Origin of the sequence: Paenibacillus cisolokensis (assembly GCF_050481165.1) — a bacterium.
In the GTDB taxonomy this organism is placed as follows: Bacteria; Bacillota; Bacilli; order Paenibacillales; family Paenibacillaceae; genus Paenibacillus_AH; species Paenibacillus_AH cisolokensis.
Window position 1 is genome coordinate 54,185 of record NZ_JBCNFP010000058.1, and the last position, 13,168, is coordinate 67,352.

The window sequence follows — 13,168 nt, forward strand, 5'->3', positions numbered from 1 at the left end:
GATTCGAAAGAGGGAGGGAACGGTATGAGCGTACACATCGGCGCGAAGCCCGGCGACATTGCCGAAACGATTCTGCTGCCGGGAGATCCGCTGCGGGCCAGACATATCGCCGAAACGTATTTGCAGAATGTTCAATGCTACAACGAAGTGCGCGGAATGTACGGCTATACGGGGACATTCCGGGGCAAGCGCGTGTCCGTGCAGGGAACGGGGATGGGCATTCCGTCAATCGGCATCTACGTTCACGAGCTTATTGCCGAATACGGGGTCCGGCAGCTGATCCGCGTCGGCACATGCGGCGCCATGCAGCAGCATGTCAAGGTGCGGGACATTATACTCGCCCAGGCGGCCTGCACCGATTCGGGTATGAACCGCCATATTTTCGGAGGCTTCGATTATGCGCCGATCGCCAGTTTTCCGCTGCTGCTGGCCGCTTACGAGCGCTGCAGGGCGAAAGGGCTGAACCCGCATGTCGGGAATGTGCTGACGACGGATACGTTCTACCGGGACGACAAGACCGCCGTCCAGAAGCTGATGGCGTACGGCGTGCTCGGCGTCGAGATGGAAACGACCGCCCTGTACACGATCGCCGCGAAGCATGGCGCCAGCGCGCTGACGATTCTGACCGTCAGCGATCATTTGCTGACCGGCGAAGAGACGACGGCAGAGGAGCGGCAGACGACGTTTCACGACATGATGGAAGTGGCGCTGGAAACGGCGATTTCGTTGTAAAAGGAGAGATCCGGCGATGCGGATGGTGGATTTGATCGCGAAGAAACGGGACGGATTGGAGCTGACGACGGACGAAATCCGGTTCATGATCGAGGGATATACGAAAGGCGATATTCCCGATTATCAGATGAGCGCCATGGCGATGGCGATTTTTTTCCGGGACATGAGTGAGCGGGAGCGGGCCGACTTGACGATGGCGATGGTTCATTCCGGGGAGACGGTCGATCTGTCGGCGATCGAAGGGGTCAAGGTCGACAAGCATTCCACCGGGGGAGTCGGCGATACGACGACGCTGGTGCTGGCTCCGCTCGTCGCTTCGCTCGGCGTTCCGGTGGCGAAGATGTCTGGCCGCGGGCTTGGCCATACCGGCGGCACGATCGACAAGCTGGAATCGATCTCAGGCTTCCATACGGATATCGGCAAGGAGGAGTTCGTCCGGCTGGTCAATCGGCATCGCATCGCCGTCATCGGCCAGACCGGCAATTTGACGCCGGCCGACAAGATGCTGTATGCCCTGCGCGACGTAACGGCGACCGTCGAATCGATACCGCTCATCGCCAGCTCGATCATGAGCAAGAAGATCGCCGCCGGCGCCGACGCCATCGTGCTTGACGTGAAGACCGGCGCGGGCGCGTTCATGAAGACGGCCGCGGAGGCCGAAGCGCTCGCCCGCGCCATGGTCGGCATCGGCAACAAGCTCGGCCGCAAGACGATGGCCGTCATTTCCGATATGAGCCAGCCGCTCGGCTTTGCGATCGGCAATGCATTGGAAGTGCGGGAGGCGATCGAGACGCTGCAGGGGCGGGGGCCGAAAGATCTGGTGGAGCTGTGCCTGGCGCTCGGCAGCCAGATGGTCTATCTGGCGGGCAAGGCGGCATCGCTGGAGGAGGCGGAGGCGAAGCTGAAGGAAGCGCTCGCCGCGGGCAAGGCGCTGGAGAAATTCAAGACGTTCGTCGCCAACCAGGGCGGCGATCCCGCCGTCGCCGACGATCCGGACAGGCTGCCGCAGGCCGCTTACCGGATCGAGGTGCCGGCGCGGGAAGACGGCGTCGTCGCCGCGATGGCCGCCGACGAAATCGGCCATGCGGCGATGCTGCTCGGCGCCGGCCGGGCGACGAAGGAGTCGCAGATCGATCTGGCCGTCGGGCTGGTGCTGAACAAGAAGGTCGGCGACCCGGTCCGTGCGGGTGAATCGCTCGTGACGATTCACGCGAACCGGGAAGCGGTGGACGAGGTGAAGGACAAGCTGTACGCCAGCATCCGGATTGCCGGTCAGGCCGAGGCGCCGGCGCTCATACGCGGCATCGTGACGGAATGAGGGCGGCCGCCGCCCTCAAACCCAGCGGATGAGCCGCAGCACGCAAACGAGGCAAATCGGGATGAACGTAACGTTTTTGACCAAATAGATGGCGGCATTTCGAGCGGACGGAAGATGCAGCCCTTTCATGGGCAAGGTGTGCAGCACCGCGTCTCGGCCCACCCGAACACCACGAAGGCATTCAGTACGGTCGTCAGCGAGGGGAGCATCGAACAGCCTCCTTCGGAATGAAATTGTTTTGGAAACCAAATATTTAGATTTTCGAGATATATGGGACATACGGATTCTGCTTCTGCCGCTTCGACGCCATAGCATAATATATGATATACGCCGGGGAAATTGGCCGCGCTTGCGGGGCTGTCTTCCGGAGCGGCGACAACCGTCATCGATCGGCTGGAAAAATCCGGGTTCGTCCGCCGCGAGCCGATTCCGCAGGACCGCCGCAAAACGATTCTGTAAGCCGACAAGGAGAAGGTCGAAGCGGAAATCGTGCCGCTGATGGCTTCGTTCCGGGCCGCGACGGGCAAGCTTTTCTCCGAATATAGTCCGGAGGAGACGGTCATGCTGGCGGACTTTCTGGTGAAATGTACGGGCGTTTTTCAGGCGGAAGCGAAAAAATTGAGGGAAGGGACGGCGGAATAGAACAAGGTTTGCGGCATGACGGAGCCGTTTGCCGGAATTTTAGCAGGAAAGGATAAAAGGGAATGGAAATTCCTTCGCTCGAAATCATGCTTCTGCTTGCCGCGGTCGGATTTGCGGCCGCCTTCGTCGATTCGGTCGTCGGCGGGGGAGGGCTCCTCACGGTGCCTGCGCTGCTGATGACCGGACTTCCGCCCAGCATGGCGCTCGGAACGAACAAATTCGCAGGGACGCTCTGCTCGTTCACGAGCACCGCGGCCTTTCTCGCGTCCGGAAAAATCGACATCAGGCCGGTGCTCGCGCTGTTCCCGCTGTCCTTCGCCGGCTCGGTGCTCGGCACGTATACGGTGCATCTGATCCCGTCGGCATTTATGCGGCCGCTGGTCGTCGGGATGCTGGCGGTCATTTTGATTTATACGGTGCTGAAGAAAAGCTGGAGCGGAGCCGGCCGCGTCGTCACGCTTTCACCGATGCGCCGGACGCTAATCGGCGCCGGCGCTTTCGTCATCGGGTTTTACGACGGCTTCTTCGGCCCCGGTACCGGATCCTTTCTGCTGTTTATGTTTTTGCTGATCGGCTACGATTTCGTCGCGGCGTCGGGCAATGCGAAGGTGCTCAACTTCGCGAGCAATATCGCCAGCCTGGCCACCTTCCTCCTGTTCGGCACCGTTCATATCGGCTACGGCTTGCCGCTCGGGCTCGCCATGATCGCCGGCGCCTATGTCGGCTCCCGGTTCGCCATTCGCAGAGGCGCATCCTATGTCAGGCCGCTGTTTATCGCCGTCACGGCGCTGCTTGTCGGCAAGCAGCTGTGGGATTTGCTATAGAGCGGTATAAAGGCGAAAACGGAATAACGGCGTAAACTAATATGCCATATCGAACCCAAATGGGTATACCGGAACATGTTGCCGATGGAACCGTCCTGCATCACAAATGGGTATACCGGAACATCTTGTCGATGGAACCGCCCTGCATATTGATGCGAATGGAGTTCGCGATCAACTGGGACATGGACAGGACGCGGAATTTGTCCGGATATTCGGAATGCTCGATCGTATCGGTAATGACTACTTCCCGGATGTTGGGATGGTTCAGCTTCTCGATGCCGTTATCGGAGAAGAGGCCGTGCGTCGCGCAAATATAGGCGTCGTGGGCGCCGCGGTTCTTGAGCGCCTGGACGACGTTGACGATCGTGCTGCCCGTATCGATCATATCCTCGATAATAATCGGCGTACGGCCTGTGACTTCGCCGATGATGTGGGTGATCTTGGACTGGTTGTGGGCCGGCCGGTTTTTAATCATGATCGCGAACGGCGCGTCCAGATGATTGGCCAGCTTCTCGGCCGTCGAAGCCCGTCCGGCGTCGGGAGATACGACGACCGGGTTGTCGATATTTTTGCTGCGCAAATATTCGATGATCAGATCGAGCGCCGTCAGATGATCAACCGGAATATTGAAGAAGCCCTGGATCGGGTCGGCATGCAGATCGACGGTAATGAGCCGGTTCGCGCCGACCCTGGTCATCACATCGGCCATCAGCTTGGCGGAAATCGGCTCGCGCGGCGCCGTTTTGCGCTCTTGCCGGGCATAGCCGTAATAAGGCACGACGAGATTGATCGTTTTGGCCGAAGCCCGTTTGGCCGCATCGATCATGACCAGCAGTTCGACCAGATGCTCATTGACCGGGTGAGACATCGACTGGACGATAAAAACGTGGCAGGACCGGATCGACTCCTGGTACGAAACGTGAACTTCCCCGCTTTCGAAGCGGGATATGGCCACGTTGCCAAGCGGAAGCTGCAGCTCTTCGCATATTTTCTCGGCCAGCGGCCGGTTGGACAGGCCTGCGAATATTTTGACTTTATGACTGCTAAACATAGCCGCCTCCCGATAACTTGAATGTTAAATGCCGGACGATATCGGCACGGTGTGCATCATTTCATTGCCTCCATTATACACCAAATCGGACAGGAGTAGCCAATCGGCCGTTTATCCCGAAATGAAAGGACATGCCAGGTCGAATGCACAATTTCCTCCGCGCTTCCCCTTATTGATTCAGCACGTTGTCTTCCAATACCGCGAACTTGTCCCCGTATTCCCGGATGATGTGTTTTTCCCCCCAATCGCATAGGGCGTCCAGGATCGGCTTCAGGCTCCATCCGTATTCGGTAAGCTCATACTCCACTTTCGGCGGTACCTGATTGTAAACGATTCGTCTCACGATGCCGTCCTGCTCCAACTCCCTCAGCTGCTGCGTCAGCATCTTCTGCGTAATATTGGGCATGTTGCGCTTCAAATCGCTTGTTCGTTTTTTGCCGCGCGTCAAGTGGCATAGGATTACGCATTTCCATTTGCCCCCGATCACTTCCAGCGTAGCTTCCACCGAAATGTTGTATTTTTTCGTGCTCAAAACGTATTCACTCCTATGCTTGTATAGGCACTTTTTAGTACCTATAGTACTTCAAAGTACGTACTGTTATTCGGTGTATGCATCATTCATAATAACATTTGCCGGCCGGCAACACCATACTGCAGGAGTCGAGATAATATGCCGCAGAATCAAAGGAAAAGCGCGTTTGCGCTATTTGCGCTGGCGATCAGCGCATTTGCCATCGGAGCGACGGAGTTTATCAGCGTCGGACTGCTCCCGCTTATTTCCGAAGACTTGAATATATCGGTCACGACTACGGGATTGACCGTTACGTTGTACGCTTTGGGGGTCACGTTCGGCGCGCCTGTCTTAACGGCCCTTACTGCCGGAGTCGCGAGAAAGACGCTGCTTTTGTGGATCATGATTGTATTTATTATCGGAAACGCCTTGGCCGCTTCGGCCACCGGCATCGGCGTGCTGCTGGCGGCGCGCGTCATCTCGGCGTTTTCGCACGGCGTCTTCATGTCCATCGGCTCGACCATCGCCGCCGACCTGGTGCCCGAGAACCGTCGGGCCAGCGCCATCTCGATCATGTTTTCCGGCCTGACGATCGCGACCGTCATCGGGGTGCCTTTGGGAACTTATATCGGGCAGGAGTGGGGTTGGCGAATCGCTTTTATGCTCATCACCGCAGCCGGTATTGCCGCTTTTGTTGCCAATCTGACGCTGGTTCCTTCTTCAGGCTTGCGTAAAGGAAAGCCTGTCACCTTTCGGGATCAGGCCAAAGTAATCACGAACGGACGGCTGCTGCTCGTGTTTGCCATCACTGCCTTGGGGTACGGCGGAACCTTTGCTGTCTATACGTATTTGTCCCCGGTGCTGAGCGAAATCAGCGGATTCCCGGAAAAAACGGTCGCGCTTATTCTCGTGCTTTACGGCGCGGCGATTGCCATCGGCAATGCAATTGGAGGAAAAGCGGCCAACCGCAAACCGGTTACCGCGCTGCTGTTCATGTTTTTCATCCAGTCCGCCGTGCTTTTCATCTTTACCTTCACCGCACCGTACCCGGCGGCCAGCCTGATCACCGTATTTTTTATGGGCTTGCTCGCGTTCATGAACGTTCCCGGTCTTCAGGTTTATGTGGTTATACTTGCCGAGCGGTTTGTTCCACAAGCGGTGGACGTCGCTTCCGCGATCAACATTGCCGCGTTTAATGCCGGTATTGCGCTCGGGGCATACCTGGGGGGAATTGTGACGGACACAATCGGTCTTATGCATACCTCTTGGGTCGGCGCTGTGATGGTTGCGGCCGCCGTCCTGCTGACGGTTTGGGCTAGCTTTATGGAGAACAAAGACTCGAAGGCTGTCAGCGCCAAGCAGGTTCTTCATTCCAAAGGAGGTCTATAATAATGGCAAAACATTTGCAGGATACGACCGAGCTTCACAACGGGGTGCGAATGCCCTGGTTCGGCATCGGGGTCTTTCAAGTCGAAGAGGGAGACGAGCTCGTCCAGGCTATTACATTTGCGGTCAATCATGGCTACCGGAGCATCGATACCGCAGCGATTTACAAAAACGAAGCGAGCGTCGGCCAAGCGATTCGCGAAGCGCTTGCGGAGACCGGACTTGCAAGAGAAGAGCTGTTCGTGACATCCAAGGTGTGGACAGCCGATCTGGGCTACGAGCAGACGCTGGCCGCCTTCGATACGAGCCTGAACAAACTGGGGCGGGATACGCTCGATTTGTATCTGATCCACTGGCCTGTAAAAGGGAAATATAAAGAGGCGTGGAGGGCGTTGGAAACCTTGTACAAACAGGGGCGAGTCAGAGCGATCGGCGTCAGCAATTTTCAGGTTCACCATCTCGAAGACCTGATGCAGGACGCCGAAATCAAGCCGATGGTCAACCAGGTCGAATTCCATCCGCTTTTGACCCAGGAAAAGCTGCGGTCGTATTGCCGTGAGCACGGCATACAGCTCGAAGCCTGGTCGCCGCTCATGCAGGGCCAACTGCTGAATCATCCGGTCATTATGGAAATCGCCGGCAAATACGGCAAAACGGCGGCCCAGGTTATATTGCGCTGGGATTTGCAGCATGGCGTCGTCACGATTCCGAAATCGACGAAACCGAGCCGGATCGCCGAAAACGCCGACGTCTTCGATTTCGAGCTGGCGTCGGAAGACGTCGAGCGCATCGACCGGTTGAACGAAGATCGCCGTGTCGGTCCCGATCCGGACAACTTCGATTTTTAATTGCCCGTTAGAGGAGCCATAAAAACGAGACTGCCGGAATTCATTTCCGGCAGTTTGATGTTTAGCGGCGCTTTCCCGGCCGAAAAAACCGTATCAACCGTCAGCGACTGGCAAGATGCCGGGCTCCCCTGCCGGCAAAATGGCGGTTTCGCCGCCGGTTTTCATGCCGGCTGCTGCCTATGCGTTTGTCTTGTCAGTCGCCGCTTGCGTCTTATTATCGGTTGCTTCGTGCGACTTGCCGGCCTCTTCATTCTTTTGATCGGCCGCCGCTTGCGTCTTGGACGGCTTCGGGTGCGGCTTCTTCGCCATCTCCTCTTCAAAGCACGCCCGCAGCTCGGCAAGCTTTCGGGGATCGTCGAGCGCCACTTTGTTTTGGAGATATTGCTCGACGATCTTCTCCCATTGCGGTTCCGTCTTTTGCAACCGCATCGACCGGACCGCCTGCTTGACGAGACGGCGTTCCTTGGCGTTGGTGTACGTGTCCTTGTATTGCTGCGCCTGGTCGAAGTCCAGATGATCGAATACGGCGCGGAATATTTCGGCCGTCATGCGCGCGTCGTCCAGCGCCCGATGCGCCGAGCCGGCGGGCGTTATGCCGAGATCGGCCATCGCTTTCTCCACGCTGACGTCGTTCGTCAGGTTGCGATACCGCAAAAATCCCTTTAACAAGTCAAAATATTTCGCGGCCAGCCATCGGGAATCGTCCAGTTTATGCATTCGCGTATCCAGCACGATGCGCTTGATATCTTCTCCGCCCCAGGTGACGAGCAAATATTCGCCGCTTCGGTCCAGCCATGCGCAAAAGTCCGCGATAACCTTGGGAAAACGGGGCGCGCGGTCGATCTCTGCCTGAGGGATGCCGGTCTTTTTCCGGATGAAGCTGTTCAGCTTGGAAAAATAAACGGGCTTGATCAGAGAGGTAAACTCGTCTGTCTTCCGCAGGGAGGAGTCGAGCCGGACCGCTCCGATCTCGATCAGTTCCATCGGCAGATCACTTGCAAATTTGCGGCCGTTAAATTCAATGTCCAGCACAATGTAATCCACGATGCAGGCCTCCGTATCGTTCAATTCACGCTTTCTATTGTAACAGAAATGAAGTCGGGATGGCGAAACCGGGAGTAAGACTAATCGCCGCCGCCCCCGCCGCCATCACCACCGCCGCCGCTGTCCCCGCCGTTGTCGCTGCCGCTATCCCAACCGCCGCCCCCGCCGTAACCGCCCCCGCCGTAACCGCCCCCGCCGTGGCCGCCGGAGCGGGAGGCGGGCTTTGCCAGCGGGATGGCGTTCCAGATGCGGTACTGCTCCTGAATGGCGGCTATCGCTGCGGGCTGAAGCAGCGGAACAACGGACAGCAAGTCCGAATCGGTCTGCCGCAGCTGTTGGATAAACGACGGACTGACGCCGGTAATAAGCGCTGCCTGCGCATGCCGCTCCAGCGTGCCCCTGTCGATTGTGTCGGGAACTGTTTTTCTTCAACTGCCGTCTCCAGCGCCGGATCGCGTAGTAGTATGCCAAAGATTCGCTGTTCAAATTATGCCTCGGAAGACGTCACAGCAAAATAAGCGAAGCCAAAACAAGCAGCATGAGCCGGTCGAAAACCTCGTTATCGACGATGTATGCGCCGGCAAACAGGCTTCCGAGCAATACGGCGGCCGTATAGCCTTTGTGCCCGGTAACGAGAATCGAGACCCGGTTCTTGTCGACGTCATTAAACATAAAAAAATTCCAGTCCAGTTTGGCAAAATCGGCATAGTTCCTTGCCGTCCGGCGGAATGTGCGCTTCGAAAAATTCGATGCCCCCGTGACCGAGCGTTTCGACGTATCGTTCCGTCCCGTTCATTTCCCGGTGGAAATTGTATGTAACGATTTCTTCGATATACAGATCGCCGTCCGGCATGATGTAGGCGCGCGCATCAACACGGTCGACGGAATACAAGTCCGATGTTGTCGTGCATCCGGCCAGAAGCATACTTGGGTCGGGGCAAAACGATGCCGGAATACGAAATAGATGCGAGGAAACGCCGGATAGTACGGATGAAGCGGGATTTGCGCAGAAGGCGGTTCAGAAACGGTCACGAAGGCCGTGTAAGACGCTCGAGCCGTTCCAGATTGAGGTAAGCTTCTTCGTCCGACTGGCCGCACATTTCGGGGGAGGGGCGCAGACTTGTGCAGACGGATGGCCGCTCGGGCTTGCCGAATAGCCGGCAGCGGTTGTCTGCCGTCAATTGCGCGCAGCGGACGCCGGCCGGTTTGCCTTCCGGCATGCCCGGGATCGGAGAGGAGATGGAGATGACGATGCAGCATGCGGCACATCCGACACGGCAATCCATAACGGCATACCTCCTCGGTTCGGTTTAACACGTTCGGGCCATAAACGATTAACGGGGCCAATTATTAAGCGGGTTGATTAGCTGGCCATCATTTTTTGAGTCTCTTGTATACATTTTCCACATTTTATAAAATAAGTCCAGCAGGTTCGTCGGTTTTAGGGCGAAAGTCCGGGCGGCAACAGCTTGAGCCGTTCGGCCGACCGTGCTGATGACGGGTACGTCATCAAGCCGAAGGGCCAAATCGCGGTTGCCGACGGGCTGAGCACGATCGCCGTGGCCGTTAGGCCGTTAGGCGGCGCGAACGAACGGTATAGTTACGGAAGAAGAAGATTTTGGTTTTGTCGCGGTCAAGTTTTTTTCAGACTTTTGGTTTATAAGCGGTTAGATTTATGCCGATCCCGGCATCTACAATAGTGGGAGCGGAAGGGGGAGTAGCAGGATGGACGAATCGTTCGCGGCGGACGACAGTACGCTTGCGGCGCAAGCCCGCGAGGGCGATCATGCTGCATTTTACGAGCTGGTCAGACGCCACCGTGCCCGGGCTTGCGGCATCGCGCGGTCGATTATGAGGGACGATCATTTGGCGGAAGACATTGTCCAGGAGGCGCTCATCCGGGCGTTTCTTCATTTGGGCACTCTTGCGGATACCGGACGGTTTCTTCCCTGGTTCCATCAGATCGTGCGGACGCAGGCGCGGATGAAGCTGAGACGGGGCGGCCTGTATCGTCGCGAGCTGCCATTAACCGTCCTGGCCCCGCGGTTTTCGCGTGACGATCCGGGGTATTGGAACCAAGTGGACGGCAAGCTGTTCCATACGGAGGAACGTTTTGCCGAACCGTTCGGAGCTGCGGACGAACCTTCTGCGGAACTGATGCGCAAGGAGATGCTGGCTGCCATTGTCGGACTGCTCGATTGTCTGAACCGGAAGGAACGCGACATATTCGAGGCTCATTTCTTTCGCGAGCTGTCTCCGAAGGAAATTGCCGAATGCTTTCGCACGTCGCCCGCCTATATTTATAACAGCTTGTCAAAGGCGAGGAACAAAGTGCGAAACGAGAGACTGCGCGTATATGTCCGGGATTATGTGGCACAGCGACGGGTCGAGGGATTGCCCGTTCGCCGCATGCTGGATGCCTCCATCATCCGCTTCCATTAAATTCGTACGGAGGGGATTGCGTATGGAACAGCCGGTGCTGGCATACAAGCCGAGAACGGTCATCGGCGGTTTGAAACGGAAGTTGAACTTGCGGGAAAATGAAGAACAGCGGCTTATACCGCAGCTTTACACCGAATGGGAAAGGCGCCGCGGCGAATTGGCCGACGCGGTGCCCGGACGGACGTTCGGGGTGGAAATATATCCCGGCAAGCCGGATTTCAACCCGCACGTCGACCATTTTCATTATTTGGCCGGCGCGGAGATAACAGGGGAACATGAGCTGCCGGAAGGGATGGAAGCGTTCGTCGCCGAAGCGGGCACGTATGCGGTCTTTACCTATCGCGGGAAAATGGACGGTATCGGCGCGTTTATCAGCGAGGTTTACCAAGAGTGGTTCCCCCGGTCCGCGTACCGTCCAGGCTGTTACGATCTGGAAGTGTACGACGAGCGGTTTCGGGGACCCGATGACGAGCGGTCCGTCATGGAGTTTTGGGTGCCGGTTATCTATACGAAGCCGCATCATTGCGGAATTTATGAAAGTACTTGGACAACTGCCGCACAAGCGGTCCGGGAAGCGATCAAATTTACGGGAAAGAAGGACGTCTCGCTCGTCGACGTGATGGGCTATACCGGGCATGCGTTCCGCATTAACATTCGCGATGGCGATGTCCACGTTTCCGGGCCGACCGCGTGGCATTGGGGACCGGTGCTGACGGAAGGGCTGCTCAACCTCGGCATTCGCGCCTCTTACTTGGGCGAGCTGAATTTTACGCCACCGACGCCCGAGCAGCTCGGCGATGCCATCGCCAAAGTACAGCGCAGCATCGACCGGGGCGTTCCGGCGGTCGCCTGGGATCTGTTCATCCCGGAGTTCGGCGTCATTTTCGGTTACGACGACGAGAAGCAGGAGTTTCATGCCAAGGATGTCAGCAAGGAAGGGACGCTGCCGTACCACAAGCTCGGCCGGGGCGAGATTGGCGAACTTTTCGTGCTGACGGTGGACGAATGGTTCGAGATCGATAAACGGACCGCGTTGGCCGGTGCGCTGCAAATCATTATTGATCATGCCCGCATCCAGGATCGTACGTTTCCCGAGTACCGGAACGGCCTTGCCGGTTACGATGCCTGGATCGGGGCATTCCGCAAAGGCGCCGTCGACGTGTTCGGCAACGCCTACAACACGGCGGTCGTATGCGACGCGCGGGCCTATGCGGTGAAATTTCTCGAACAAATTGAGCAGCAGTGGAACGGTCCGGAGCCGGAACAACGCGAAGTATCCCGGCTTGCCGGAGAGGCTGCGGCCCATTACCGGACCGTATACGAGGCGCTGGCCGAGCTGCCGCTGCTGTATCCGTTTCCGCAAGGCGGCAATCCGGACATCGCCGCTAATGCGGAATATTCCATTGCGGTGCTGGAACGCGCCAAAGCCGCCGAAGAACGAGGCGTAGCCGTACTGGAACGGATGCGTGACGCGCTCGGCGGTTGACCGGTAACGGCGGTTCCGTGTGGAGCCGCCAAGTGCGTCCCCGCGGGTATCTGTGTGGAGCCGTTCAGTACGGGCTTTGCGGGTATCTGTGTGGAGCCGCCAAGTGCGTCCCCGCGGTTGTCCGTTTGGAGCTGCTTAGTGCGAACTTGCATGCTTGGTGGTGCGAGAGGACGGGGGTGGTCGCCCCCTCCTACTCGATTTTAATCGCAATCCATTGTACAACATACAGTAGAATGTCCGATAACGGGCTTATAATCGGCGTTTCATTGTAATATATGCAATAGAATAGGCCGAAACACCGGAATTAAGCGCTTTTGACGACAACCTATTGTACAAAATACAATGAAGTGCCCGAATAAGGGAGGCCAAACGGTATTCAGTTGTACAGAATACAATAGGAACGGTCGCACCCCGGGTCAGGAGCATGCGTATGTGTTACCTCCGCGTATTTGACTCGGAGCCTGCGATCCCAACTAGCCCGGTGATAAAGTCCAGTTCTACCTCTACGGTCTGCGAATCGATCACGTTGGCCAACTTATCTTCTGCAAGACTTACCCAGCAATGCAGACACTTTTCCAGTAGCGAATCATCCCATTCGAAGAAAATGTTTTCGCAACTGCAGCATTTGGTTTTGTTGATTTTTAATTGCATAAATTATTTAACCTCCATGTTCACTGATTCTTGATTAATTGCGGCCATACCAGCAGCCGCTTGGCTCACGCATACCACAGGGATATACATCAGAGTCAGCTTCGCCCGATCGACGTCCAGAGGCTCGTTTTGGCGGAGCGAAAGTGGAGACAAAATGAGGGGACTGTTTTTTGTCAAGTAATATTACCCCAAAAAATCGTGTATTTTTACCCGGTTCATTGTAAAATTAAATG

General features: G+C 56.9%; 17 protein-coding genes. 9 read left to right on the forward strand and 8 right to left on the reverse strand.

Going from position 1 to position 13,168, the window contains the following annotated elements; all coding sequences use genetic code 11:
• Positions 1-24 precede the first annotated feature (24 nt).
• Together deoD and ABEV74_RS10285 are read left to right on the forward strand one after the other, a co-directional pair.
• On the forward strand, positions 25-732 hold the full coding sequence (deoD, locus tag ABEV74_RS10280) for a purine-nucleoside phosphorylase (RefSeq protein ID WP_062490691.1): 708 nt from the start codon (positions 25-27) through the stop codon (positions 730-732).
• A 16-nt stretch (positions 733-748) separates the two neighbouring features.
• Entirely contained in the window at positions 749-2,050 is a 1,302-nt protein-coding gene (locus ABEV74_RS10285) for a pyrimidine-nucleoside phosphorylase (protein ID WP_430145754.1), read from the forward strand.
• A gap of 15 nt (positions 2,051-2,065) precedes the next feature.
• Here ABEV74_RS10285 and ABEV74_RS10290 read toward each other — a convergent pair whose 3' ends face one another.
• A complete protein-coding gene (locus ABEV74_RS10290; RefSeq protein ID WP_430145757.1) occupies positions 2,066-2,212 on the reverse strand; it encodes a hypothetical protein in 147 nt (48 codons plus the stop codon).
• Positions 2,213-2,389: 177 nt separating this feature from the next.
• Between ABEV74_RS10290 and ABEV74_RS10295 the strand changes: the two genes are divergently transcribed.
• From ABEV74_RS10295 to ABEV74_RS10305, 3 genes are all read left to right on the forward strand, one after another.
• Entirely contained in the window at positions 2,390-2,509 is a 120-nt protein-coding gene (locus ABEV74_RS10295) for a MarR family transcriptional regulator (protein WP_430145760.1), read from the forward strand.
• Positions 2,510-2,539: 30 nt separating this feature from the next.
• A complete protein-coding gene (locus ABEV74_RS10300) occupies positions 2,540-2,692 on the forward strand; it encodes a hypothetical protein (RefSeq protein WP_430145763.1) in 153 nt (50 codons plus the stop codon).
• 62 nt (positions 2,693-2,754) lie between these two features.
• The gene (locus ABEV74_RS10305) at positions 2,755-3,516 is read left to right on the forward strand and encodes a sulfite exporter TauE/SafE family protein (RefSeq protein ID WP_430145766.1); all 762 of its coding nucleotides are present in this window, start codon (positions 2,755-2,757) and stop codon (positions 3,514-3,516) included.
• 100 nt (positions 3,517-3,616) lie between these two features.
• On the opposite strand, the gene ABEV74_RS10310 is transcribed toward ABEV74_RS10305, so the two are convergent.
• Positions 3,617-4,567: a ribose-phosphate diphosphokinase gene (locus ABEV74_RS10310; RefSeq protein WP_430145769.1), complete on the reverse strand. Its 951-nt coding sequence runs from the start codon at positions 4,565-4,567 to the stop codon at positions 3,617-3,619.
• A 169-nt stretch (positions 4,568-4,736) separates the two neighbouring features.
• Positions 4,737-5,099 carry a winged helix-turn-helix transcriptional regulator gene (locus ABEV74_RS10315; RefSeq protein ID WP_430145771.1) on the reverse strand — a complete coding sequence of 121 codons (363 nt, stop codon included), beginning with the start codon at positions 5,097-5,099 and terminating at the stop codon, positions 4,737-4,739.
• Positions 5,100-5,237: 138 nt separating this feature from the next.
• On the opposite strand from ABEV74_RS10315, the gene ABEV74_RS10320 reads away from it, so the two are divergent.
• Positions 5,238-6,467: an MFS transporter gene (locus ABEV74_RS10320; protein ID WP_430145774.1), complete on the forward strand. Its 1,230-nt coding sequence runs from the start codon at positions 5,238-5,240 to the stop codon at positions 6,465-6,467.
• A 2-nt stretch (positions 6,468-6,469) separates the two neighbouring features.
• Positions 6,470-7,312 carry an aldo/keto reductase gene (locus tag ABEV74_RS10325; protein WP_430145777.1) on the forward strand — a complete coding sequence of 281 codons (843 nt, stop codon included), beginning with the start codon at positions 6,470-6,472 and terminating at the stop codon, positions 7,310-7,312.
• Positions 7,313-7,489: 177 nt separating this feature from the next.
• Here ABEV74_RS10325 and ABEV74_RS10330 read toward each other — a convergent pair whose 3' ends face one another.
• The 5 genes from ABEV74_RS10330 to ABEV74_RS10350 form a co-directional block, all read right to left on the reverse strand.
• The gene (locus ABEV74_RS10330; protein ID WP_430145780.1) at positions 7,490-8,356 is read right to left on the reverse strand and encodes a 3'-5' exonuclease; all 867 of its coding nucleotides are present in this window, start codon (positions 8,354-8,356) and stop codon (positions 7,490-7,492) included.
• A gap of 80 nt (positions 8,357-8,436) precedes the next feature.
• Positions 8,437-8,667 carry a hypothetical protein gene (locus ABEV74_RS10335; protein WP_430145783.1) on the reverse strand — a complete coding sequence of 77 codons (231 nt, stop codon included), beginning with the start codon at positions 8,665-8,667 and terminating at the stop codon, positions 8,437-8,439.
• 193 nt (positions 8,668-8,860) lie between these two features.
• Positions 8,861-9,028 carry a hypothetical protein gene (locus ABEV74_RS10340; RefSeq protein WP_430145786.1) on the reverse strand — a complete coding sequence of 56 codons (168 nt, stop codon included), beginning with the start codon at positions 9,026-9,028 and terminating at the stop codon, positions 8,861-8,863.
• Positions 9,021-9,248 (reverse strand): hypothetical protein, encoded by a 228-nt coding sequence (locus ABEV74_RS10345; protein ID WP_430145789.1) that lies wholly within the window; start codon positions 9,246-9,248, stop codon positions 9,021-9,023. The genes ABEV74_RS10340 and ABEV74_RS10345 overlap by 8 nt, the downstream gene beginning before the upstream one ends.
• A 136-nt stretch (positions 9,249-9,384) precedes the next feature.
• On the reverse strand, positions 9,385-9,642 hold the full coding sequence (locus ABEV74_RS10350) for a YkgJ family cysteine cluster protein (protein ID WP_213527521.1): 258 nt from the start codon (positions 9,640-9,642) through the stop codon (positions 9,385-9,387).
• A gap of 439 nt (positions 9,643-10,081) precedes the next feature.
• Between ABEV74_RS10350 and ABEV74_RS10355 the strand changes: the two genes are divergently transcribed.
• Both ABEV74_RS10355 and ABEV74_RS10360 read left to right on the forward strand, forming a co-directional pair.
• Positions 10,082-10,798 carry an RNA polymerase sigma factor gene (locus ABEV74_RS10355; RefSeq protein WP_430145792.1) on the forward strand — a complete coding sequence of 239 codons (717 nt, stop codon included), beginning with the start codon at positions 10,082-10,084 and terminating at the stop codon, positions 10,796-10,798.
• A gap of 22 nt (positions 10,799-10,820) precedes the next feature.
• Positions 10,821-12,284 carry a GyrI-like domain-containing protein gene (locus tag ABEV74_RS10360; RefSeq protein WP_430145796.1) on the forward strand — a complete coding sequence of 488 codons (1,464 nt, stop codon included), beginning with the start codon at positions 10,821-10,823 and terminating at the stop codon, positions 12,282-12,284.
• Positions 12,285-13,168 lie beyond the last annotated feature (884 nt).